This is a genomic window from Clostridium sp. NkU-1, assembly GCA_001312405.1.
Map to the genome: position 1 here is coordinate 146,693 of BBDR01000009.1, position 22,915 is coordinate 169,607.

At 44.6% G+C, this 22,915-nt stretch carries 20 protein-coding genes, 1 other RNA gene and 5 pseudogenes; 19 read left to right on the plus strand and 7 right to left on the minus strand.

From position 1 onward, the window contains the following. Positions 1-50: 50 nt before the first annotated feature. The 6 genes and pseudogenes from JCM10519_RS15005 (at position 51) to rd (ending at position 4,729) form a co-directional block, all read left to right on the plus strand. A complete protein-coding gene (locus JCM10519_RS15005; protein ID WP_054740134.1) occupies positions 51-725 on the plus strand; it encodes an FCD domain-containing protein in 675 nt (224 codons plus the stop codon). Between the two features lie 227 nt (positions 726-952). Continuing rightward, on the plus strand, positions 953-2,035 hold the full coding sequence (uxuA, locus tag JCM10519_RS15015; RefSeq protein WP_054740138.1) for a mannonate dehydratase: 1,083 nt from the start codon (positions 953-955) through the stop codon (positions 2,033-2,035). Between the two features lie 13 nt (positions 2,036-2,048). Continuing rightward, positions 2,049-3,662, plus strand: a pseudogene (locus tag JCM10519_RS15020) (mannitol dehydrogenase family protein). Between the two features lie 100 nt (positions 3,663-3,762). Next, positions 3,763-4,104: an ArsC/Spx/MgsR family protein gene (locus JCM10519_RS15025; RefSeq protein ID WP_054740186.1), complete on the plus strand. Its 342-nt coding sequence runs from the start codon at positions 3,763-3,765 to the stop codon at positions 4,102-4,104. A gap of 11 nt (positions 4,105-4,115) precedes the next feature. After that, positions 4,116-4,460 carry a cupin domain-containing protein gene (locus JCM10519_RS15030; RefSeq protein WP_054740140.1) on the plus strand — a complete coding sequence of 115 codons (345 nt, stop codon included), beginning with the start codon at positions 4,116-4,118 and terminating at the stop codon, positions 4,458-4,460. Positions 4,461-4,570: 110 nt separating this feature from the next. After that, entirely contained in the window at positions 4,571-4,729 is a 159-nt protein-coding gene (rd, locus tag JCM10519_RS15035) for a rubredoxin (RefSeq protein WP_013272313.1), read from the plus strand. A 110-nt stretch (positions 4,730-4,839) separates the two neighbouring features. Here rd and JCM10519_RS15040 read toward each other — a convergent pair. Together JCM10519_RS15040 and JCM10519_RS15045 are read right to left on the minus strand one after the other, a co-directional pair. Continuing rightward, a pseudogene (locus tag JCM10519_RS15040) lies at positions 4,840-6,925 on the minus strand (sodium-translocating pyrophosphatase). A gap of 509 nt (positions 6,926-7,434) precedes the next feature. Beyond that, entirely contained in the window at positions 7,435-8,382 is a 948-nt protein-coding gene (locus tag JCM10519_RS15045; RefSeq protein ID WP_054740143.1) for an N-acetylmuramoyl-L-alanine amidase, read from the minus strand. Positions 8,383-8,521: 139 nt separating this feature from the next. On the opposite strand from JCM10519_RS15045, the pseudogene JCM10519_RS15050 reads away from it, so the two are divergent. From JCM10519_RS15050 to ssrA, 5 genes and pseudogenes are all read left to right on the plus strand, one after another. Then, positions 8,522-9,484: pseudogene (locus JCM10519_RS15050) on the plus strand (tRNA-dihydrouridine synthase family protein). Between the two features lie 562 nt (positions 9,485-10,046). Beyond that, positions 10,047-12,304 (plus strand): annotated as a pseudogene (locus JCM10519_RS15055) (ribonucleoside-diphosphate reductase subunit alpha). 64 nt (positions 12,305-12,368) lie between these two features. Then, positions 12,369-13,411 (plus strand): annotated as a pseudogene (locus JCM10519_RS15060) (ribonucleotide-diphosphate reductase subunit beta). Between the two features lie 106 nt (positions 13,412-13,517). Next, a complete protein-coding gene (locus tag JCM10519_RS15065; protein WP_054740146.1) occupies positions 13,518-14,852 on the plus strand; it encodes an FAD-dependent oxidoreductase in 1,335 nt (444 codons plus the stop codon). A gap of 209 nt (positions 14,853-15,061) precedes the next feature. Continuing rightward, positions 15,062-15,404, plus strand: a transfer-messenger RNA (tmRNA) gene (gene ssrA, locus JCM10519_RS30390). Between the two features lie 7 nt (positions 15,405-15,411). Here the strand turns inward: ssrA and JCM10519_RS15070 are convergent. From JCM10519_RS15070 to JCM10519_RS15090, 5 genes are all read right to left on the minus strand, one after another. Continuing rightward, positions 15,412-16,539 (minus strand): site-specific integrase, encoded by a 1,128-nt coding sequence (locus JCM10519_RS15070; RefSeq protein ID WP_054740148.1) that lies wholly within the window; start codon positions 16,537-16,539, stop codon positions 15,412-15,414. A 192-nt stretch (positions 16,540-16,731) separates the two neighbouring features. Next, a complete protein-coding gene (locus JCM10519_RS15075) occupies positions 16,732-17,631 on the minus strand; it encodes a hypothetical protein (RefSeq protein WP_054740150.1) in 900 nt (299 codons plus the stop codon). 46 nt (positions 17,632-17,677) lie between these two features. Then, positions 17,678-18,121 carry an ImmA/IrrE family metallo-endopeptidase gene (locus JCM10519_RS15080; RefSeq protein ID WP_054740152.1) on the minus strand — a complete coding sequence of 148 codons (444 nt, stop codon included), beginning with the start codon at positions 18,119-18,121 and terminating at the stop codon, positions 17,678-17,680. Positions 18,122-18,137: 16 nt separating this feature from the next. Further along, positions 18,138-18,392, minus strand: a complete 255-nt coding sequence (locus tag JCM10519_RS15085; protein ID WP_054740154.1) for a hypothetical protein — start codon at positions 18,390-18,392, stop codon at positions 18,138-18,140. Positions 18,393-18,399: 7 nt separating this feature from the next. After that, positions 18,400-18,570, minus strand: coding sequence for a helix-turn-helix domain-containing protein (locus JCM10519_RS15090; RefSeq protein WP_054740156.1), 171 nt, complete (start codon positions 18,568-18,570; stop codon positions 18,400-18,402). 206 nt (positions 18,571-18,776) lie between these two features. Between JCM10519_RS15090 and JCM10519_RS15095 the strand changes: the two genes are divergently transcribed. From JCM10519_RS15095 to JCM10519_RS30405, 8 genes are all read left to right on the plus strand, one after another. After that, a complete protein-coding gene (locus JCM10519_RS15095; RefSeq protein ID WP_054740158.1) occupies positions 18,777-18,977 on the plus strand; it encodes a helix-turn-helix domain-containing protein in 201 nt (66 codons plus the stop codon). A 131-nt stretch (positions 18,978-19,108) separates the two neighbouring features. After that, positions 19,109-19,393 (plus strand): hypothetical protein, encoded by a 285-nt coding sequence (locus tag JCM10519_RS15100; protein WP_054740160.1) that lies wholly within the window; start codon positions 19,109-19,111, stop codon positions 19,391-19,393. A 162-nt stretch (positions 19,394-19,555) separates the two neighbouring features. After that, positions 19,556-19,768, plus strand: coding sequence for a hypothetical protein (locus JCM10519_RS15105; RefSeq protein WP_054740162.1), 213 nt, complete (start codon positions 19,556-19,558; stop codon positions 19,766-19,768). 53 nt (positions 19,769-19,821) lie between these two features. Continuing rightward, the gene (locus tag JCM10519_RS30395; protein ID WP_347844334.1) at positions 19,822-20,505 is read left to right on the plus strand and encodes an AAA family ATPase; all 684 of its coding nucleotides are present in this window, start codon (positions 19,822-19,824) and stop codon (positions 20,503-20,505) included. After that, on the plus strand, positions 20,480-21,208 hold the full coding sequence (locus JCM10519_RS30400) for a hypothetical protein (RefSeq protein WP_347844335.1): 729 nt from the start codon (positions 20,480-20,482) through the stop codon (positions 21,206-21,208). Before JCM10519_RS30395 ends, JCM10519_RS30400 begins: the two co-directional genes overlap by 26 nt. Continuing rightward, positions 21,096-22,223 carry an AAA family ATPase gene (locus JCM10519_RS15115; protein WP_054740164.1) on the plus strand — a complete coding sequence of 376 codons (1,128 nt, stop codon included), beginning with the start codon at positions 21,096-21,098 and terminating at the stop codon, positions 22,221-22,223. Before JCM10519_RS30400 ends, JCM10519_RS15115 begins: the two co-directional genes overlap by 113 nt. A 14-nt stretch (positions 22,224-22,237) precedes the next feature. Then, the gene (locus tag JCM10519_RS15120; protein ID WP_054740166.1) at positions 22,238-22,693 is read left to right on the plus strand and encodes a DUF669 domain-containing protein; all 456 of its coding nucleotides are present in this window, start codon (positions 22,238-22,240) and stop codon (positions 22,691-22,693) included. Positions 22,694-22,695: 2 nt separating this feature from the next. Then, positions 22,696-22,899 (plus strand): hypothetical protein, encoded by a 204-nt coding sequence (locus tag JCM10519_RS30405; protein ID WP_347844336.1) that lies wholly within the window; start codon positions 22,696-22,698, stop codon positions 22,897-22,899. The last annotated feature ends 16 nt before the right edge of the window (positions 22,900-22,915 follow it).

Genomic DNA, 22,915 nt, shown 5'->3' on the forward strand with positions numbered 1-22,915 from the left:
GATTTCGCTTATTCTATGTATGAACAGAATTTGAGAAAAGAGGTCATGATATGCGGCTGACAGAACGGTATTCCAAAGAGACTGGAAGGGAATATGCACTCAGGATGCTAAAGGATAATATCATACATCTTGATTTGGTTCCGGGAAAGCTGCTGAGCGAAAATGAATTATCCTCAGAAATGAATTTGTCCCGGACCCCGGTGAGAGAAGCCTTGATTGAGCTGTCAAAGGTGAAAATCGTGGAAATTTATCCCCAAAAGGGAAGCGCGGTGGCTTTGATCGATTATAACCTGGTGGAAGAGGCGCGTTTTATGCGCAATGTCCTGGAATGCGCGGTCGTGGAGCTGGCCTGTAAGACGGCTGGGGAAGATGCGGTCAGGGAGTTAAAGGATAATGTAAAGCTTCAGGAGTTTTATCTGGAAAACCGTTCACCTGAGCAGCTTCTTAAGCTGGATGATGAATTTCACCGGCTGCTGTTTCATATAACCGGCAAGGATCAGGTTTATCAGCTTATGGACAGCATCACCATTCATTTTGACAGAATACGCAGCATGTCTCTGATTGCAGTAAAGGATTTGAAGACAGTTTCCGACCATCAGGCCATTGTGGAAGCCATTGCCGCAAAGGATGGTGACCTGGCAAAAGAACTGATGGATAAGCATTTATCCAGATATAAAATTGATGAGGAAGCCTTGCGAAGAGAATATCCGGGGTATTTCCTGTGATTTAACCTTTATGATGCATAATGAAAGCGGTAATAAGAGAGGGAAAGCCCCATCTCTTATTACCGTTTTTGATGATCGGATGCAAACCATTGAGAGCAATCAGATGCTTGTACATAATACATAAAAAAAAATCGATATTTATGAAATATGCTGATTGAACTACTAGTATACTAGATATATACTTAAAACAGGACTTAATAGCCGCAAAGAAACGGAGGTATTCAAACATGAAAATGATTATGCGTTGGTTTCCCTTTGGGGATGACAGCGTGACCCTCAGCCAGATCCGCCAGACACCTGGAGTTTCCGGTGTGGCCACCTGTCTGCCCAAGGTACCAGTGGGACAGGTCTGGCCCCTGGAGACCATAAAAGCCCTGAAAGAGGAAATCAATGAGGCCGGTCTTGAGATGGAGGTAATCGAAAGCGTCAATATCCATGAAGACATAAAAAAAGGCCTTTCCACCCGGGATGAGTATATTGATGCTTATATAAAGACACTGGAGCATTTAAGCCTGGCAGGGGTTAAATGTCTCTGTTATAATTTTATGCCAGTAATGGACTGGGCGCGGAGTGATCTTGCTTTTCAAACGGAAGACGGAAGCTATGTCATGGCTTACCGCCACGATGAAGTGCTTCAGATGAATCCGGAAAAAATGGCAAAGGCCATGGAGGGAAAAGCCAGAGGATACTCCCTGCCGGGCTGGGAGCCGGAGCGGCTTTGTGCCATGGCCCAGGACATCGAGTTTTACCAGTCCATGACAAGGGAGCAATACTGGAACAATATGAAATATTTCCTGGATGCGGTAGTTCCTTATGCAGAGAAGTATGATATTAAAATGGCGATTCATCCAGATGATCCGCCGTGGCCTCTTTACGGACTTCCAAAGGTCATTACCAATGCGGAAAATATCCGGACGTTTCTTGACTTAAACAGCAGTCCCTATAATGGTCTGACCTTATGCACCGGCAGTCTGGGAAGTGATTTAAGCAATGACATTCCGGCCATGATGCGGGAGTTTGGAAACAGGAAGCGGATACATTTTGCCCACATCAGGAATGTTCACCATATTTCGGAAAAGGATTTTGATGAATCGGCTCATCTTTCTTCCTGCGGGGATTTAGATATGTTTTCCATTGTAGAGGCTCTTTATGAGTCCGGCTTTGAGGGATATATCCGTCCGGATCACGGACGTATGATCTGGGGAGAACAGGCCCGTCCTGGATACGGCTTATACGACCGGGCCATTGGGGCAAATTACTTATTAGGTCTTTGGGAAGCCATTGATAAAACCCATAAAAACAGAAAATAGGAGGCATGGATTTATGAAACTGAATCGGTCCTGTTTAACAAACCGGGAAGCCTGGGAAAAGGCTTCTGTAAAGCTGCCGGAATTTGACTGGGAAAAAATGAGGTCGGCTACGGATCAGTCGCCGACATGGATCCATTTTGGGGCAGGGAATATTTTCCGGGGATTCATCGCAGTGCTGCAGCAGCGCCTGCTGAATGAAGGTCTAGAAAAAAAGCGGCATCATAGCGACAGACACCTTTGATTATGATATCATTGATAAAATATATACTCCCTTTGACAATATGACCATGATGGTCAGCTTAAAACCGGACGGAACCATGGACCGGGAGGTAGTGGCAAGCGTTGCCAGGGGCGTAAAGGCTGATGTGGGCAATGAAAAGGATTTCGGATATCTGGTAAAGGCTTTTGAGAATCCATCTCTTCAGATGGTGAGCTTTACCATAACCGAAAAAGGATATGCTCTTGCCAATTTCCGTGGAGAGCTTTTTCCAGCAGTGGAAAAGGACATGGAAGAAGGCCCGGAAAAAGCCAGCCATGCCATGAGCGTGGTGACGGCTCTTCTTCTTAAACGGTATCTTGCAGGAGGCCATCCTTTGGCATTGGTCAGCATGGATAATTGCAGCCATAACGGAGAAAAGCTAAGGAACAGCATCCTTTCCATTGCAAGGGCATGGACTGAAAAGGGGTTTGCTTCCGAGAGCTTCCTTTCCTGGGTCCAGGATGAACATAAGGTTTCCTTCCCCTGGTCCATGATCGATAAGATCACTCCCCGTCCTGCTGAGGTGGTGCAGAAATTACTGGAGGAAGACGGGATCGAAGATATGGCGCCCATTATCACCAGCAAGAACACATACATTGCCCCCTTTGTTAATGCGGAGATCCCTCAGTATTTAGTGGTGGAAGACCGGTTTCCAAACGGACGTCCTGCACTTGAAAAGGCTGGGGTATACTTGACGGACAGGGATACGGTAAACAAGACAGAGCGGATGAAGGTCACCACCTGCTTAAATCCCCTGCACACGGCATTGGCGGTGTTTGGCTGCCTGCTGGGATATAACAGCATAGCCGCAGAGATGAGAGATGAGGACTTGACCTCCCTTGTGGAGCGGATCGGTTACAAGGAAGGCCTGCCGGTGGTTACGGATCCGGGAATCTTAAGCCCTGAGGATTTTATCAGGGAGGTCATTGAATACCGTCTGCCTAATCCATTTATCCCCGATGCCCCCAGAGAATTGCAACCGATACCAGCCAGAAGATCCCCATCCGCTTTGGAGAAACCATAAAGGCTTATCTTGCAGATGATCATCTGGAAGTCCAGAATCTGACCGCCATCCCGCTGGCAATTGCCGGCTGGCTCCGCTATCTCCTTGGTGTGGATGATGAGGGAAAAACCATGGAGATCAGCAGCGATCCAATGCTTTCAGAATTAAAAGAACAGTTAAAGGGAATCAGGCTGGGAGAAAAGCCTGATGGAAAAGAGGGACTTAAAGAGATCCTTTCCAATCCCCTTCTTTTTGGAACCGATTTGGTTCAGGCAGGTCTTTCCGGAAAGATTGAAGCCATGCTTTATGAAATGCTGGAAGGCCCGGGGGCAGTGAGAAAGACATTACACCGGTATGTAAAATAATATGATAAAAATGAGGAACCCCTGGTTATTGAAACCAGCGGTTCCCTGTGTTATAATTGGCCTGTCAAAAAGAAAAGTACCAGAAAGGTGGACAAGACCCGTGAACATACAAATTTTTGGAACCGGAAAATGTTTTGATACCAGGAAGGCCGAGCGCTATTTCAAGGAACGTGGAATCAAATATCAGTTTATTGATATGAAAGAAAAGGGGCTGAGCAAAGGCGAGTACAATGGAGTCAAACAGGCAGTAGGAGGACTTGAGGCCATGCTTGACGAAAAATGTAAGGATCAGGAAGCCCTGGCGCTTATCAGATACATTGCCGGTGAGGATAAAGATGAAAAGGTCTTAGAGAACCAGAAGGTACTGAAAACACCTATTGTCAGAAACGGAAAGCTGGCTACGGTTGGATACCAGCCGGAGGTGTGGAAGAATTGGAGCTAGGAGAAGGTATGATGAAAAAACCGGAGAAAGATCAGATGTGGGTATTTAATAAGGACATAGAAGGAGAACAGGCTTCAGAAGGTGTTGTCAGAAAGGTTCTGGCATACTGTGATGGCATGATGTGTGTGGAAAACCAGTTTGAGAAGGGAGCAGTGGGAAATCTGCACAGCCACCCCCATACCCAGATCACTTATGTTGCCAGCGGAAAGTTTGAGTTCACCATAGGGGATGAAAAAAAGGTCGTAGAGGCAGGAGACAGTCTTTTAAAGCAGAATGGAATCACCCATGGCTGCATATGCCTTGAAAAGGGAATACTGGTAGATATCTTTACGCCCATGAGAGAAGATTTTTTATAAATAACGGAGTCTTACTGGAAATAAAAATGGGACATGCGAAATAAATCTATTGATAAAAATGGTATAATATGCTATAAAGAAAGCACAGTAAGTTAAAGGAGGTGATAGGGATGGGAAAGTATGTTTGTGAACCATGCGGATATGTGTACGATCCTGAAATCGGTGATCCAGATTCTGGCATTGAGCCAGGTACTGCATTTGAAGATTTACCCGAAGATTGGGTTTGCCCAGTTTGCGGAGTTGGTAAGGACATGTTTGTTGAAGAGTAATTTTGCGGCCAATGGCCGGCAAATAAAACCTTCAAGCTTTCGGCAGATGATCTGCCGGGCTTGAAGGTTTTTTTGTTCTTTTTAGAATCAGCAGGAATACGTATCCTTCATCATAATAAATGGAAGGTCAGGACAAGGGATGCAAATACGATGGAAACCATGGAAGTAAGCTTTATGAGAATGTTGATCGACGGCCCGGAAGTATCCTTAAACGGATCGCCTACGGTGTCGCCTACCACAGCAGCTTTATGCTGGCTGCTTCCCTTTCCGCCATGTGCGCCCTGTTCAATATACTTCTTTGCATTATCCCACGCACCTCCGGAGTTAGCCATCATAACTGCAAGTACAAAACCGGTAACGGTATTACCGGCAAGAAGAGCTGATACACCTTCCGGCCCTAATAACAAGCCAATAACAATAGGAATAACAACGGCTATCATGGCCGGTGCGATCATCAGCTTTTGGGCTGATTTTGTACACATGTCAACGCAGGAAGCATAATCTGGTTCCGTTTTTCCTTCCATAATCCCGGTTATGGTCTTAAATTGACGGCGGACTTCCAATACGATTGCCTGAGCTGCTTTGCCAACGGCTTCCATGGTGAGAGCAGCAAATAAAAAGGGTAATACACCGCCAATTAACAATCCGACCAGTACTTTTGGATTGGTTATGGTTAAATCCAGATTTAAATCCGGCTGGATCTGATGTACTTTATCAACATAGGAAGCAATCAGTGCAAGAGCGGTCAAGGCAGCGGATCCGATAGCAAATCCCTTTCCTGTAGCAGCGGTGGTATTGCCCAGAGAGTCAAGCGCGTCTGTTCTCTGTCTTACGGAAGCATCCATATGTGTCATCTCAGCAATGCCACCGGCATTGTCAGCGATTGGTCCGTAAGCATCCGTAGCCAGTGTAATGCCTAAAGTGGATAACATTCCAACTGCAGATAAACCGATGCCGTAAAGTCCGAGATTAAAATCATTGGCGCCTCCGGAACAATAGTAACTTACAAGGACAGAAATGCTTACAATTACTACCGGTGCGACAGTGGAAAGCATACCAAGGGATAATCCGCTGATGATTACTGTTGCGGCCCCGGTTTCACTGGACTCCGCTAATTTTTGGGTAGGGCTATAGGTATCTGATGTGTAATATTCTGTAATTGCTCCGATTAAAACTCCTGCAATCAATCCCGAAAGAACGGCAGCGTAAAGCCCCATATGGCCGGGAAGCATCAGCTTTATGATAAAAAATGCTGCAATAATAATGATTGCCGCACTGATATAAGTGCCCGTTCTCAGCGCTTTGAGAAGATTCTTCTGAGAAGCGCCTTCTTCTGTCTTGACAAAAAAAGGTACCGATGACGGATGCTACAACGCCCAGCGCTGCAAGGAGCATGGGTATGGACACGCCCTTGATTCCGTATCCTGCGGCAACCGCAAGAGCTGCAGTTGAAACAATAGAACCAACATAGGATTCATAGAGATCAGCGCCCATTCCGGCTACGTCCCCTACATTATCCCCTACATTATCAGCAATAACAGCCGGATTACGCGGATCGTCTTCGGGAATGCCGGCTTCCACTTTACCAACAAGATCTGCCCCCACATCTGCAGCCTTGGTAAAAATACCGCCGCCGACCCTGGCAAAGAGGGCCATACTGGAAGCACCCATACCAAAGGTCAGCATATTCGCTGTTATTTCTGTAATTCGCTGGTCTACCGGAAGATGGCGAAAGGCAGCGTTTAAAATAAAATACCAAATAGAAAGATCCAGAAGACCAAGTCCAACCACGGTAAAGCCCATAACAGAGCCGGCTGAGAATGCCACCTGGAGTCCCTTATTTAAGCTTTTTGAAGCGCCTTCTGCGGTTCTGCAGTTAGCCATGGTTGCCGTTCTCATGCCTACAAATCCCGACAGACCTGAGAAAAAGCCGCCCGTCAGAAATGCAAACGGGGTAAAAAAGCTTAAGAAACCGTTAAATGCCATAATAAGTAAAATGCAAAAGACTGCGATAAAAAATATTGCGACCCCTGAATACTGCCGTTTTAAGTAGGCATTTGCCCCTTTTCTTACAGCTTCAGAGATCCGGGCCATCTCCGAGGTGCCCTCTGGTTGTTTTTTTACACGAAGAAACATGACCCAGGCAAAGAATATCCCCAACAATGACCCCATTGATACAAAATAAATTGCATCCATTAATTCATACCTCCTGTTTTATATTTTGATGATTTCATTATAGTACCAAATAATATATAATTTCAACAAATAAATGAATGAATTTACTAAAAAAAGGAACGATTTATCTAATTGTTGTGAAGAAATCTGGATTCTAGTATTATTTTTAGCATTTTCTTAACGGCATTCTTTGTTTTTGTTCCTGTTCCTGCAATTATAACCGTGTCTGCGAATCTCTAATAATGATGATATTCGGGTTTTACAGGATTATTATCGGCAATATTAGTAATTTTATTATTTCTTTCCAGACATAGTATCCTGGGAGACATAGCATATTTTGCTATCCTGCAATAGCCTTTAGTGAAATGCACGAAAGAATCATTTTGTCAGTATTTTAACAAAGTAATAAAACAGCGCAAAAAAAGCCCATGTCCTCATGGATGAAGACGTGGGCTTTCTTTTGCGCTGAAGCTTTTATGGGCAGGATGCCTGCTGTGTTCTTTCTCCGGCAAGGCATTAACCGGCAGATATTAATTCACGCCCGGTCCTTTGCTTTCAGATACAGGGGGAGGGGCAACAGTCCCTTCATTCTGGTTGCTGGCACCCTGAGCTGCCTGAGCGGTCTGAGTTGTCTGGACAAATTTAGATTTTCCCGCTTTTTGCAGATATTCCATGATTCCTTTTGCATCTGCCTCTCCCAATGCCTTATACTGTTCCTCTGTTGACAGAAAAAGGGTCAAGTCGCTGGTGTGGTTTAAAAAGCCGTGCTCAATGATAAAGCCTCGGATTCCATACATCTGGGAATAACGGGGAATTGCATAGTAATCGGCCTGGCTTCCGTCGGGAAATAAAGTTCCGTTCTCTGAATCCCGGAGGATCAGTCCCCGGTTGTGCAGCCCCAGAGTGTTTAACTGCTTTAAAATGGTATTGGCGGCTTCCTGGGACTGGATGGCCAAATCATTGTTATAGCGGCCGGTCCTGGGAGCCATGGAGCTGACTCCATAAGCATTTTTCACCGTACCGTTTCCCAATGCCGAGTCTATGTGCTGGCTTACAAAAAGGTCCGCATGCACGGAGGCGGCAAAAGAAGCCCGCTGATCCAGGGGGACGGTAGTTTCCGCACTGTCCTTTGTTAAATAAACCGTATAGTTGGAAAACTGCTCCAGATACTGTTTTGTATAAGTGGCGATCTTCATGGTGATTTCATCTTCATAGTAGGTGATTCCGTTATATTCAAAGTGGCAGCCGGAATAATGTCCGCCTGTCTTGCCGTGGCCCGGGTCCAGGACTACGATAAAGTTGGAGCTGTTTTGCATGCCCGGTCCGATTTCAGGCGTTACTGTTTTGGTTACCGGAGGAGCAAAGGCTGGCCCGGTTTCTTCTTCTGCCCATGAGACGGAAGAGGAGGCGGTGGAAATAAGAACGGCAAGTAAAAGGGCCTTGGCGGCTGCTGGTATTAAGTTCTTTAATTGAGTCATGATCGATCCTCCAGAATAATGCGTTTTGCATTATATTATACCACTATTTGGCAGATTCTGTAAATGGCATTCTATGAATTTGTCTCTTGTTGTGGTAAAATGTACCGATATAGAAATAACTGAAAAAGGAGACTGAAATATGAAGTATTATTTTGCCCCCATGGAAGGGATCACCGGCTATATTTACCGGAACGCTCACCACAAGTTTTTTTAAGCAGGTAGATGTGTATTTTACTCCTTTTATCGTGCCCACCCAGAACCGGAAATTTACCTCCAGGGAAAAAAATGATTTTCTGCCGGAGCATAATGTGGGATTGCATGTGATTCCTCAGATTCTCACCAATAAGGGGGAAGATTTTATATGGGCGGCAAAGGAATTAAAACAATTTGGATATGAAGAGGTGAATCTAAATCTGGGCTGTCCCTCTCCAACGGTGGTTTCCAAGGGAAGAGGATCCGGCTTTCTTGGAGAACCGGAGCTGCTTACGATATTCTTTGATCAGATTTTTTCTTCATTGGACATGAAGATCTCTGTAAAAACCAGGATCGGAAAGGACAGCCCTGAAGAATTCGGAAGGCTTATGGAGATTTATAATAAATATCCCATAGAGGAACTGATCATCCATCCCCGTATCCAGAAGGACTATTACAGGAATGAGCCTGATTGGAAAGTATGAAGGAAGCGGTCTCTTTAAGCAATAATCCCTTGTGCTACAACGGAAACCTGTTTTCGGCAGAAGATTATAAGAAATTCACTGCTGCCTTTCCTTCCATAGATTGTGTCATGCTTGGAAGGGGAATGGTGGCAAATCCCGGTCTGGCAGGGGAAATGAAGAGCGGGGAGAAAATGGAAAAGAGGCAGCTAAAAGCCTTTCATGACGAAGTTCTCAAAGGATACGAAGAGATCATATCCGGGGACCGCAACGTCCTGTTTAAGATGAAGGAGTTATGGGCTTATATGATTCAGATGTTTGACGGAGGCGAAAAACATGGCAAAAAGATCCGGAAGTCCCAGCACCTAGCAGATTACAGGGCAGTGGTTGACAGCCTGTTTGGAGAACTGGATTTAAAAGAATCCGGAGGAACATTTGGCGGAGAATAAGACCACCTTAGCGGCCCTGCTGGGTTCGGCCCACAAAAATCATGGGCCGGAAAACCTTGGGAAGCCATTTATTCGCGGCGCCAGATAAAAATTTTTAGGCCTTTTTATCTATGATGTTCCTATTAATGATAACGCTTGAAATCTTACGTTGTAAGACTTCAGGCGTTTTTTTAACTGAATCAAGTAAGTCTCCCACTTCAAATGCGAAAAGCACTAAGTGGCGGGAGGGGACTTACTTGCGTCAGGTGAAGTATCATCATTTTGCCGCTTTGCGACAAGAAACAAGCGCTCCACCTGACAGGCGGCGGTAGCTGCTATTCAGTTATGTCCGGTGTAACGGGGCACGCTGTGAGCAAGTAGGGGCGAGGATTGGGAATATCCGTTTGACTAATTAATTTTGCAGCTTTTGTCTGGCAATAAGAAAAAAAAGAAGATCGTGTGAAAACGAATATTTTGTATCTCGGTGGTTGAAATTAACTATATGTTGTGGTATATTTTTACATATGAGATTCAATAACAGTTATTGATACTAATATAAAATATGGAATGGCGGGAATTATAAATGGATAAGACAGATGGAAAACAGGAGATTCTGGAATATTTTAAAGAGGTCAAGCCACTGGATGGAATTTTAGACGGAATCCGTAAGGATTGGGATTCCGCATCATATGACCTCTGTCACCTCTCCGTAAAATTCACAGGGTTCTGTAAGAAAAATATGAGCCTGGGGGAACGGTTTGAGGCGCTTATCCAGGCGGCAGTGGAGCTGACGACCCAAGAGGCGCCGGATTGGGAGTATATAGGAGCAAGGCTTCTTATGCTGCGCTTTGAAACCAGGCTAAAGGAAGAGCTGGACCGGAGGAAGATCGGAAGCTTTTACGATAAGATCTGTTTTCTGACAGAGGACGGGCTTTACGGGGATTACATTCTGAAGAATTACAAAAAAGAAGAAATTGACCGATATGAAGCGTATATGGATCAGAGCAGAAACCATCTGTTCAATTATTCCGGACTTGAACTGCTGCTTAACCGGTACGTGATCCGCAGCCGCCAGAATGCACCTTTAGAGATGCCTCAGGAAATGTTTCTTGGAATTGCCATGCATCTTGCCATGCTGGAAAAGGATGACCGGGACACCTGGGTAAAACGGTTTTATGATATGCTCAGTACGTTAAAGGTTACCATGCAACCCCCACCCTTTCAAACGCCAGAAAGCCTTACCATCAGCTTTCCTCCTGTTTTATTGATACGGTTCCGGACAGCCTGGATGGCATTTACCGGAGCATTGACAGCTTTGCAAAGGTCAGTAAGTTCGGGGGAGGCATGGGCCTTTATTTTGGAAAGGTCCGCGCCGCAGGGAGTGCGATCCGCGGCTTTAAGGGAGCTGCAGGAGGTGTGATCCGTTGGATCAAGCTGGCCAATGATACGGCTGTGGCAGTGGACCAGCTTGGAGTAAGGCAGGGAGCCGTGGCGGTTTACCTGGATGTCTGGCACAAGGACCTGCCGGAGTTTCTGACTCTCAGGACCAATAACGGAGACGACCGCATGAAGGCGCATGATGTTTTTCCGGCTGTCTGCTATCCCAGCCTGTTCTGGAAACAGGCAAAGGAGAACATAGAGGGAGACTGGTATTTAATGTGCCCTCATGAAATCCTGACAATAAAGGGCTGGGCATTGGAGGACTCTTATGGAGCCCAGTGGGAGGAACGTTATCTGGACTGTGTTAATGACAGCCGTATCCACAAGCGGATCATTCCCATTAAAGATATTATCCGCCTGGTTTTAAAGAGTGCTGTAGAAACAGGAACGCCCTTTACCTTTAACCGGGATATTGTAAATGAAGCCAATCCCAACAGCCACAGCGGCATCATTTACTGCAGCAACCTGTGTACGGAAATTGCCCAGAACATGAGCGGAGTCGAGCAGGTTGACCAGCAGATACAGACAGTGGACGGGGAAACTGTGGTGGTTACCGTGACAAAGCCGGGAGACTTTGTTGTGTGTAACCTGGCCAGCCTTTCCCTGGGAAAGATTGATCTTAAGGAGACCGGGGAGCTGACGGAATTGACAAGAAGTGCTGTCCGGGCATTGGACAATGTAATTGATCTGAATTTTTTTCCCTGTGCCCTATGCAAAAGTCACCAGCCTCCGCTACCGCCCGGTGGGACTGGGGGTAAGCGGATACCATCACATGCTGGCAAAAAATGGGATCTCCTGGGAATCAGAGGAGCATCTTAAATTTGCTGACAAGGTATTTGAGGCCATCAATTACGCGGCAATTGAAGCAAGCTGTGATTTTGCCAGGGAAAAAGGGAGATATAACCTGTACGAAGGCAGCGAATGGCAGACAGGGGCATATTTTGACAAACGGGGATATTGCTCTGAGAAGTGGAATCGTCTTCGGGAAAAGGTGGCAGAAAACGGCATGAGAAACGGCTGGCTCATCGCCATTGCACCAACCAGCAGTACCAGCATGATCTCCGGAACCACGGCAGGGCTGGACCCAGTCATGAACCGGTATTATCTGGAGGAAAAAAAAGAATGGCCTGGTACCCCGGGTGGCACCGGACTTATCACCGGAAACATTCTGGAAATATAAAAATGCCCATTATATTGACCAGAGATGGTCTGTGCGGGCAGCGGGAGTCCGGCAGCGCCATGTGGACCAGGCCCAGAGCATGAATCTTTATATAACCAATGACTATACTTCGTCAGGTGCTGGGGCTTTATATCCTGGCCTGGGAACAGGGCGTAAAAACCATTTACTATATCCGTTCCAAAAGCCTGGAAGTGGATGAATGCGAGGCCTGCTCCAGCTAGAGGCCGGTTCTGGTTAAACCGGACGGTTGACCATAATAAAACAGGAGAGTTTGGAGAGAGTGATATGGAACAATTAAAAAAAAGACCCCTTTTTCATCCGGATGGGGAGATTGAGGTAAGAAAACGGCGGATGATCAACGGCAACACCACAAACCTCAATGATTTTAACAATATGAAATACACCTGGGTAAGCGACTGGTACCGGCAGGCCATGAATAATTTCTGGATACCTGAAGAAATTAATTTAAGCAGGGACAGGAAGGATTATCCTTTATTAAGTCCTCAGGAGCGGAGAGCTTATGATAAGATATTATCCTTTCTGGTGTTTTTGGACAGCATCCAGACCGCTAATTTACCGGCCCTTGGAGAATATGTGACTGCCAATGAGATCAATCTCTGCCTTTCCATTCAAACCTTTCAGGAGCAGTACACAGCCAGAGCTACAGTTATATGCTGGATACCATCTGTGAACCTCAGACACGGAATGAGGTGCTCTATCAGTGGAAGAGCGACCCCCATCTTCTTGCCCGCAATACCTTTATCGGCGACCTGTACAATGAGTTTCAAAAGGACAAGAGCGCATTTGCTTTCATGAAAGCGGTGGTGGCTAATTTTATTCTGGAAGGCGTGTATTTTTACAGTGGATTCATGTTCTTCTATAACCTGGGACGGAACCATAAAATGACCGGATCCTCCCAGGAAATTCGTTACATCAACCGGGATGAGAACACTCATTTGTGGCTGTTCCGCAATATTATTCTGGAACTGGAAAAGGAAGAACCGGAGCTGTTTACCAGGGAACGGGTGGAGGTTTACCGGGACATGATCCGGGAAGGCTGCGAGCAGGAGATCGCCTGGGGCTGCTATGCCATCGGAGATGAAGTGCCCGGGCTTACAAGGGAAATGATCACGGACTATATCATGTATCTGGGAAACTTACGCTGTGCAAGCCTTGGCTGGGAGCGGATTTATGAGGGGCATGAGAGGGAGCCGGAAAGCATGACATGGGTCAATCAGTACAGCAACCCCAATTTGATTAAAACTGATTTTTTTGAAGCAAAAAGCACGGCCTATGCAAAAAGCAGCGCTCTGGTGGATGACCTGTAACAGGTGAAATATGCTAAAAAAAAATAGATGAATTTCGATAATAATAATTGTTTTTATTTTAACAACGTGTTATAATTAAGAAAAACAATTTTTAAGGAGGCTATTTATGGAACGCATTGTGGTAATCGGCGCAAACCATGCCGGAACGGCAGCAATAAACACAATTTTAGATAATTATAAGGACAAGAAAGTTATTATATTTGATTCCAATGACAACATCAGTTTTCTGGGCTGTGGTATGGCTCTTTGGATTGGGGACCAGATTCACTCCTCCGACGGCCTGTTTTATTGCAGCAAAGATATTTTTGAAAAAAAGGGCGCAAAGGTCTACATGGAAACTAAAGTTGAACGCATTGATTATGATAAAAAGACTGTCTTTGCTGTGGGAAAATATGGACAGAGATACCAGCAGGAGTACGATAAACTGATTCTTGCCACAGGTTCTCTTCCTATTTCTCCTGATATTGAAGGGAAAGAGCTGGACAACGTTCAATTTGTAAAATTATTTCAGAATGCGAAAGAGGTCATTGACAAGCTGCATAACAGTGCCTTGAAAGATATTGTGGTAGTAGGAGCAGGGTATATCGGCGTTGAACTGGCGGAAGCATTCCGCCGTGTGGGAAAGAATGTCACCCTGATCGACAATATGCACACCTGTCTGTCCAGCTATTATGATCAGGAGTTTTCAGATATCATGTCCGAGAACTTATCAAGCCATGGAATTCAGCTGGTTTATGATGAAATCGTGACCAGGCTTGAAGGAAACGGCAAGGTAGAAAAGGTGGTCACCGACAAAAAGGAATACCATGCTGATATGGTAATACTGGGCATCGGCTTTAAGCCTAACAATCAGTTAGGTAAAGAGGAGCTTGAACTGTTCCGCAATGGGGCATTTCTGGTTGACAAACGGCAGCAGACCAGCCGCCCGGATGTATATGCGATCGGTGATTGTGCCACTGTTTTTGATAATTCCATCCAAAAGACAAACTACATTGCTCTGGCTACCAATGCCGTTCGTTCCGGAATCGTGGCTGCCCATAACGTCTGCGGCACTCCCCTGGAATCTGTTGGCGTTCAGGGATCTAACGGAATCTGCATCTGGAATCTTAAAATGGTCTCTACAGGGATCAGCTATGCGAAAGCCAAAAAGCTGGGGTATGATGCGGCAGCAGCGGATTATGAGGATACCCAAAAACCGGCGTTTATTGAGCATGACAATTACAAGGTAAAAATCAGGATTGTATATGATAAGAAGACCCGCATCATTCTGGGGGCACAATTATGCTCGGAATATGATGTCTCCATGGCAATACATATGTTCTCCCTTGCCATTCAGGAGCAGGTAACCATCGACCGGTTAAAACTGACGGACATTTTCTTCCTGCCTCATTTTAACCAGCCTTATAATTACTTTACAATGGCTGCACTGCAGGCGAAATAGGTTTTAACGGGCGTGTGCTTTTCCTGCTGTTAAAAACAGGTTTTCAGATGAGATGCCGGATAACAGAAGGAATTAAAAACCAAAAAAAGGAAAAAGGTGAATCAAGAGGCAGCGTTGCCACAAGGTAATAGCAGCAGGAAATGCACAGGTCTTGACAATTGATTTCATTCATGTTAGTATGAGAATGCTCTCTAGAAGAGTACCAGTCAGGGGCAGTACTGGTTTCGACAGGGGCTATGCAGCTGGTGAAGCTATCCGCATGCGATGCGTTAAATGGCAAACCTAAATATAAACGCTAACAATAACGAATTAGCATTAGCTGCTTAATGCAGCTTGTCGGCCTTAAGGCACTCACACTTTAAGATCCCGGCATCGACTATGTGAGAAACGACGTATGCAAAGCTTTGAGCACGCGGTCGTAATATGAAGCTACTGAAGCTGTCAGGGTGTTAGTTCCCGGGCGGTGGAGGGAATGTCAATAAACTAACTATGATAGTAGAAGAACAGGGAATTGGTTTTTGGACACGGGTTCAACTCCCGTCTGCTCCACTCAAAAAGTCTAGTATTTACTAGGCTTTTTATTTTTGTGTTGCATTTCGTGTTGCATGGTTTCAAAGTGCTGATTAATTTTATGATTTATTTTCTTAGATTCTTCCGTTATGGTACTTCTATATATTGTTTTCATTACATTATCTGTAGACCAGCCGCCGCGCTCAATTATATATTGATCCGGTACGCCAATGGCATGGAGGATTGAAGCTCCATAATGCCGCAGATCGTGAAAACGAAAGCGTGGAATATCTAACAACTTAATAGTGTCAATGAATCGTTTTGTAATGCTGTCAGGAGAAAGAGGGACAACTCTGTCATTGGAAGAATTATTCAAAACAATGTCAATGACGAATTTTGGAAATTCAATAGTTCGATATCCAGCCATTGTTTTTGGAGGCTTGATGTGCCACTGAGCATCATCACCTTTCACCATTGACTTTGTAACACTTATATTGCAACCATTTATATCTGACCTAGTTAAAGCACATATTTCGCCCCTTCTCATAGGGCCGAATGCGGCAAGGCAGATGGCTGTTTCCAAATGTGTTCCTTTGACGTATTCTAAGAGAGTTTTTACATCACTATCAGAGGGCGTATACAAGTTGGGTATGATAGCCTGAGGCATCGTAACCTCAGTTAATGTTTTTGAGCATTTAAACATAGTCAAAGTTGAAGTAAGCAGTCCAAATGCGTTACGAGTAGTTTTTGGGGAGTGGGAAACGGAAAAACTGTTTATCCATTTTTGAATCTGAACAACCGTTATTCTGGAAATCTGGAGTGCAATTAAAGGTGAATAGTAGCTTTTAATCATTCTTTTATATTCTCTGAGGGTACTGGGAGAGAGAACGTTGCTCTTTAAAGTACAATACTGCTCCAGAGCCTCTTGTAGAGTCATACCGGTTTTAACCCTTTTGTTTTGTTCTTTTGTATCCGCATACACGGCCGCTAAACGTTCAGCCTCACGACGGCCGGCCGGACTGGGATCGTCACTGGTGAAAGATTCATAAATCCGTTTTTGTTTCTGTTTCCCATTCTTTTCAAGTACGGGCTTTCCTGTTTCATCGAATACGGGTTCGCTGTGGCTGTATACCAGACATCTCCAGGATCCGGAGGGAAGTTTCTTTGCTTTTGCCATAATATCATTTCCTTTCGTGAGTTGTGATGTCACAACTTATTTTTGGGTACAAAAATACGCCCCTTGCCAGGACGTTCCGAAAATGATATAATTCTATTGATCAGGTAGAATATATCTTTCCAGGATGTCTGGTAAGAGAAAATCTATGTGAAGCCGTTCGGTGTTACCAGCACCGGGCGGTTTTTTCATATATTAATTTAGTTCAATGGTTATTGGTTCAGTGTCTACAACAGTTCTAGTGAAATCTGATGATGAAATATGAAAGCTTGTTTCTAAGCTTTTTATATCAGTAATCCCGTTTGACTTCAAATCAGAATTATAAATAGTCATGGTGTCTACAGCTTTTTTTCCAGGGAGCACATCTATGGACATGGTAGGATCAACCATAAAACCATCTACGGAAGTATCTCTAACTTGAACAGTTATTTCTTCGTCACTATTATTTTCGATATAAAATAGTAATGCAGAATAATGGTCATCCGAGGCAAAGTCTTTCCAGACGACTTTAATGTTTTTCTGGTCGCAAACTATCGTGCCTGAATCATCATAAGTTTGCGTATATGGCTCACTAAGATTTCTAATTAAATGAATCATATCGCTTTCAGCAATGGGAATGAAGTATTCGTCACTTATGCTGAGACAAAATTCAATATCGTAAATTTTCCCAATTCCACTTATGTCGATTGACGTAAGATCCATTAAAATCTTATCATTTGCCTTTTTCCCGGGAGCTACTTCACAAGAAAAAGTGAAATCGACCATATACCCATTCAAACTGGATTTTCTTGTTTGTACAGTTATATTCTTGTCAGTGTCGTTTTCAACCAATACATTCAGATATGGTCCATCAGCATCTTGATCAAAGCCTTTAACTGTTACTTTAACTCCATCTTGGTTGTATATTTCCTGTTCCTCTACTTCCACAATGGCTTTGGTGACTGCTTGCTCCTCGGTTTCATTTTGGGCGTTGGACCCATTCGTCGTTACAGACTCCGTGGTAATCACGTTTTGACCTGGTACTTCTGTGGTTTTGGTACCGCAGGCTGTGAGCATAGATACGGCCAAGACAGTAACAATAATACTCTTCTTCATATCATTTCCCTCCTAAAATAGCATTTATTATTAAAAAAGCCATAGGCTATTCTAACCTTAGTTTTATCAGTTCCTCCGGATATCCAGTGCAATCACAGAATTGTTCCCGTGTAAAGCTTTCATAGTCATGCATCAATTCATCATTAATAAGAAGGTGCGCAGCAAATCGGTTTGCTTGCCGTTCTATCTTTGATGTTAAAAGCAGTGTGTATCCATTCATGAAGGTGCAATTTTGAGTACGATGCATTATCGCATGTCCCAATTCATGCGCCAGTATAACTTTATGGTAAGAATTATCCTTTATGTTGGAATTGATAAATATGTACCTTCTACGCTTTAAATATTTATAATATCCAGCAATGTTGTCCCCCATTGGCATATTTATTATAGTTACATTCAAGTAATCGGCCAGTTCCCCCGGATCGTTAGTCCCATATTTATCAACCAAACCTTTTACTATCTTTGGTATTTCTGTGCTTAACGTAAACATCACCCCCAAAAGAAACCTATTTCTTATACCTATTTTTGTTTGGATTATAGGTTACTTTGTTTTTCTTTTTGGCGTCTGTAAGAGCAACTTCGATAGCTCTTTGCAGAAAAATCACATCTTCTTCATTTAAAGGTTGCCCATTGTAAAATATTGGCCCGTCAGTTGCGCTTGAGATTTCTTCCATTATGCGATCAAGATCTTTAGCTATATCGCGCTTATCTCTAGCGGTAAGCTCTGATTCTTTCTTCTCCGATTCTTCTCCTCCTGTCATAAGATAGTCAACCGATACTCCGAAAAAAATCAGCAATTTTTTTCATCTTATCTTGTTTTGGTACGTATCTTCCTGCTTTCCAATTGCTAATGGTGGCAGTAGTTATCCCTGTTTCTTTGCATACTCGATATGGAGTTACCCCATTTTCTTTACATAATTTCTCAAAAATATCATACATATAGCACCTCTTAAAAATAAGTTCGAAAAATAAGCTAAACTTATTGACAAGCTTTGAAATCAATGCTATTATATGGACATAGCTTTGATATAAAAGCTAAAACAAAAGCGATTAGCTTGGATTTCTTCTATAACTTTGACCGACATCTTGATTATATTAGAAAACTTAGCTAATGTCAATAGATTTCTTAGTTAGGAGGTGTAAATTTGTACCAGAAATATGTGGATCTAAGAGACAAAGCAAAAGTAACTGATTATAAAGTTGCAAAACAGACAGGTGTTTCCACAGCGACATTAACAAATTGGAAATACGGAAGATACACCCCAAAGCTTGACAAGCTTACGGCTCTGGCAAAGTACTTTGATGTTTCGATTGAGTATTTCACAAATGGGACCCAGGATACATAACAGTACATTGAAAAAGAGGAAGTGAGGCATGGTTACGGTTACATATTCATGTAAGTCCTGCAAGCACCGCAACCGTTGTCCTGAGCGTAGCAGGCGATATCCATGCAAAGATTATATAAGGAGGGATTCAAGTGCCAAAACTAAAACCAAGTGACAAAGAAGTGTCCAATCGGGTGGTCCAGGCCTGCATCTCCAGCAATATGGCTCTTTACGATTGCAGCGAGAAAGCAATGGCGGTCAAGCTTGGGGTAACAACCAGAACGATTCAGAATAAGCGATCTAAGCCAGGGACACTTACCTTGAATGAGCTGTGGGATTTAAGCAAAGCTCTAAAGCTTACGCCAATACAGGCGGCTAGCATAGCCCTGGGGAGACCACTCACCAGTAAAGAGATTAAGGAGTTTATTCTATTATGAAAAAGTACTTTGATAACCTAGATGATTACACCGACACCCGCCCGTCACGCTTGATGGAGTTTACGAAGTGGTTTCTGCCGGCAGTCATCTTTGTAGCCTGTGTGATTGTGATTTTGGGAACATGCGGGCATTTGGAAGCTTTGTGAGAGGGGGTGAGAAATCATGAAAAATCCTAAAGCAGATTTGGAAGCCATCATGGATTTGTTGGCAGAGTGGCGCAAGGAGAACGGCGTGGGTTATGTGAGTATGTGGATTACCGAAAATGGAGGTGGACAAGCCTTTGACCTCGATGACGGTCCCTCGCGTTATGAAGTATCTAAGGACTATGAAAAAGCAGAAACCCCAGGAGCTGCAACTCCCAGGGAATCAAGGTAACTGATAATAACTTTACACCCTTATTATAAGGGATTTACAGGAGGATTGCAACAATGTCTATGAAAATCAATCAGTTAGAGATTGAAAACGTAAAGAGAATTAAGGCCGTAAAGATTGAGCCAACGGCCAACGGCCTCACTATCATCGGAGGAAGGAATAATCAGGGAAAGACCTCTGTATTGGATTCCATTGCCTGGGTGCTGGGCGGAGACAAGTTCCGACCCTCACAGGCCCAGCGGGAACAATCCGTGATCCCTCCGAACCTGCGTATTACTATGAGCAATGGCCTTGTAGTGGAGCGGAAGGGAAAGAACAGCGCCCTTAAGGTCACGGACCCAAACGGGCAAAAGGGAGGTCAGCAGCTCCTTAATGACTTTGTGGAGCAGTTCGCCCTTAACCTTCCAAAGTTCATGGAATCAACCTCAAAGGAAAAGGCTCAGATTCTTCTTAAGATCATCGGAGTGGGGGACAAGCTGGTGACACTGGAAAAGGAAGAGCAGGAGCATTACAATGAGCGGCTTGCCATTGGCCGTATTGCGGATCAGAAAGAGAAGTACGCCAAGGAGCAGCCCTATTATAACGATGCCCCGGCGGAACTTGTATCAGCTTCGGAGCTCATTAAGAAACAGCAGGATATCCTGGCGCAGAATGGTGAGAACCGGAGAAAAAAAGGAACGTCTCCATCAACTGGAACAGGAAGACCAAAGACTTATGGAGCAGATTCAGGAGTTACTTAAGAAACAGGAAGCGGTCCGGGCCGATCTTGCCATTGCCAGAATGGATGCCAAGGATTTAGAGGACCAGTCTACCACAGAGTTGGAGCAGAACATTTCTGATATTGAAGAGATCAACAGGAAAGTCCGGGCGAATCTTGACAAGGAAAAGGCGGAGGACGATGCCAAAGAGTACCGCAGGCAGTACGATCAGTTGACCAAACAGCTTAATAGCACGCGTGACGCAAAGAATGACCTTCTTAAATCGGCGGCGTTGCCCCTTCCAGAGCTTTCCATCAAAGATGGCGAGCTGGTTTACAAAGGCCAGCAGTGGGACAACATGTCTGGATCTGATCGACTGAAAGTATCCACTGCCATTGTAAGAAAGCTCAACCCGGAATGCGGTTTCGTTCTCCTGGACAAGCTGGAGCAGATGGACCTTGAAGTACTTAGGGAGTTCGGGGAGTGGCTGGAATCAGAGGGCCTGCAGGCTATTGCAACCCGAGTAAGCACCGGGGAAGAGTGTTCCATAATCATTGAAGATGGATATGTGGCAGGACAAGAGCACCCGGTTGTAGAAGGTGGAAGCCAGAATGGAAGAAAGGAGTATTTTAATGCAGATTATCAGAGGGAAATTACCGGGGGCAAAAAAGATTATTGTATACGGCCCGGAGGGTATCGGCAAATCGACGTTTGCTGCACAGTTCCCGGATCCGGTATTTATTGATACTGAGGGTAGCACCAAAGACATGGATGTGGCAAGGCTTCCGGAGCCCAGCAGCTGGACCATGATCATGGAACAGGTTTCAGAGGTGATTCGGACGCCGGGTATCTGCAAGACCTTAATCGTTGATACCGCAGACTGGGCGGAAATGCTTTGTACTGCCAGTGTTTGTGATAAGAACCATAAAAGCAGCATTGAAGAGTTTGGATATGGAAAGGGATACATATACATTCAGGAGGATTTTGGAAAGCTTTTGAACCTCCTCACAGACGTGATAAAAGTTGGTATCAATGTAGTTCTTACGGCCCACGCTAAAATGCGGAAGTTTGAGCAGCCGGATGAGTTGGGTGCTTATGACCGATGGGAAATGAAGCTTAGCAAGGGGGTGGCCCCTATGGTAAAGGAATGGGCGGATATGGTCCTGTTTTGCAACTATAAGACTATGGTGGTCAACGTAGATGGACAAGGAGCGCAGAAGGGCAAGAACAAAGCCCAAGGTGGCAAGCGTGTCATGTATACGACCCATCATTCCTGTTGGGACGCTAAGAACCGGTACGGGCTTCCTGATGAAATGCCATTTGAATATGGGGCCATTCGTCACATTATTGAAGAATCGACAGGCCAGGCAACCCCTGTAAAGGAAGAGAGAAAGGCAGCTCCACCCCCTTCACAGCCGAGGCAGGAAGAAGCTGGGAGTACAGTCAGTAAAAGCAATCAGGAGCCTCCAAAGGAAGAGAAAACAGCTCCACCAGTGGAAACAAAGTCGGGGCCTATAAATCCACCGGAAGTGAAGGTTGACGGACGGATCCCGAAAGCCCTTCGTGATCTGATGATCAATAATCAGGTTGACGAGTGGGATATCCAGAATGTTGTGGCTGCCAGAGGATACTTTCCTGCAGATATGGCGGTCGCTGATTATCCGCCGGATTTTATTGCCGGTGTATTGGTGGGAGCCTGGGATCAGATGTTTGACATAATTAAGGAAATGAAAGAAAAAGACAGCTTGGTATTTAATTAAGGAGGTAGTGATTTATGAATAACGAAGAAATGGGAAGAGAAATAGGCTGGGACGATCAAATCGAAAACGAGGGCCAGGACTTTGAACCCCTCCCAGACGGTGAATATGAATTTACAGTAGCTTCTATGGAGCGCGGAAGGTTTCCTGGAAGCGCCAAGATGACGGCCTGCAACATGGCCAGCCTGGACTTGATCGTCAAGGATGCAGATGGTAATGATCGCCATGTATATGACACCCTGTACTTGAACTCTAAGGCTGAATGGAAGTTAAGCCAGTTCTTCCTTGGGATCGGTCAGAAAAAGAAAGGGGAGTCATTAAAACCCAACTGGAATACGGTCCCTGGATCTACCGGAAAGTTAGAGCTTTACATAGATGAGTACAAGGATAAGGAAGGGAAGCCCAGGAGAAACAATAAGATTTCCAAGTACCTTCCGTATGAACCGAAAAAGTTTGAAGCAGGGAAGTTTTAACTATGCCAGCAAAGATTGATCATACAGGAAAGAGATTTGGAAAACTGGTAGTTCTCAAAAGAATGCCCCAGCAGAAATATGAAAAAGCCAAATACCTATGCCAATGTGATTGTGGCAATCAAATAGTGGTTAACAGCTCAAACTTATCTACAGGACATGCAAAATCTTGTGGTTGCATAGTAAAAAAAGCACGGATTATCGCATAAAGAACGCCTGTACAAT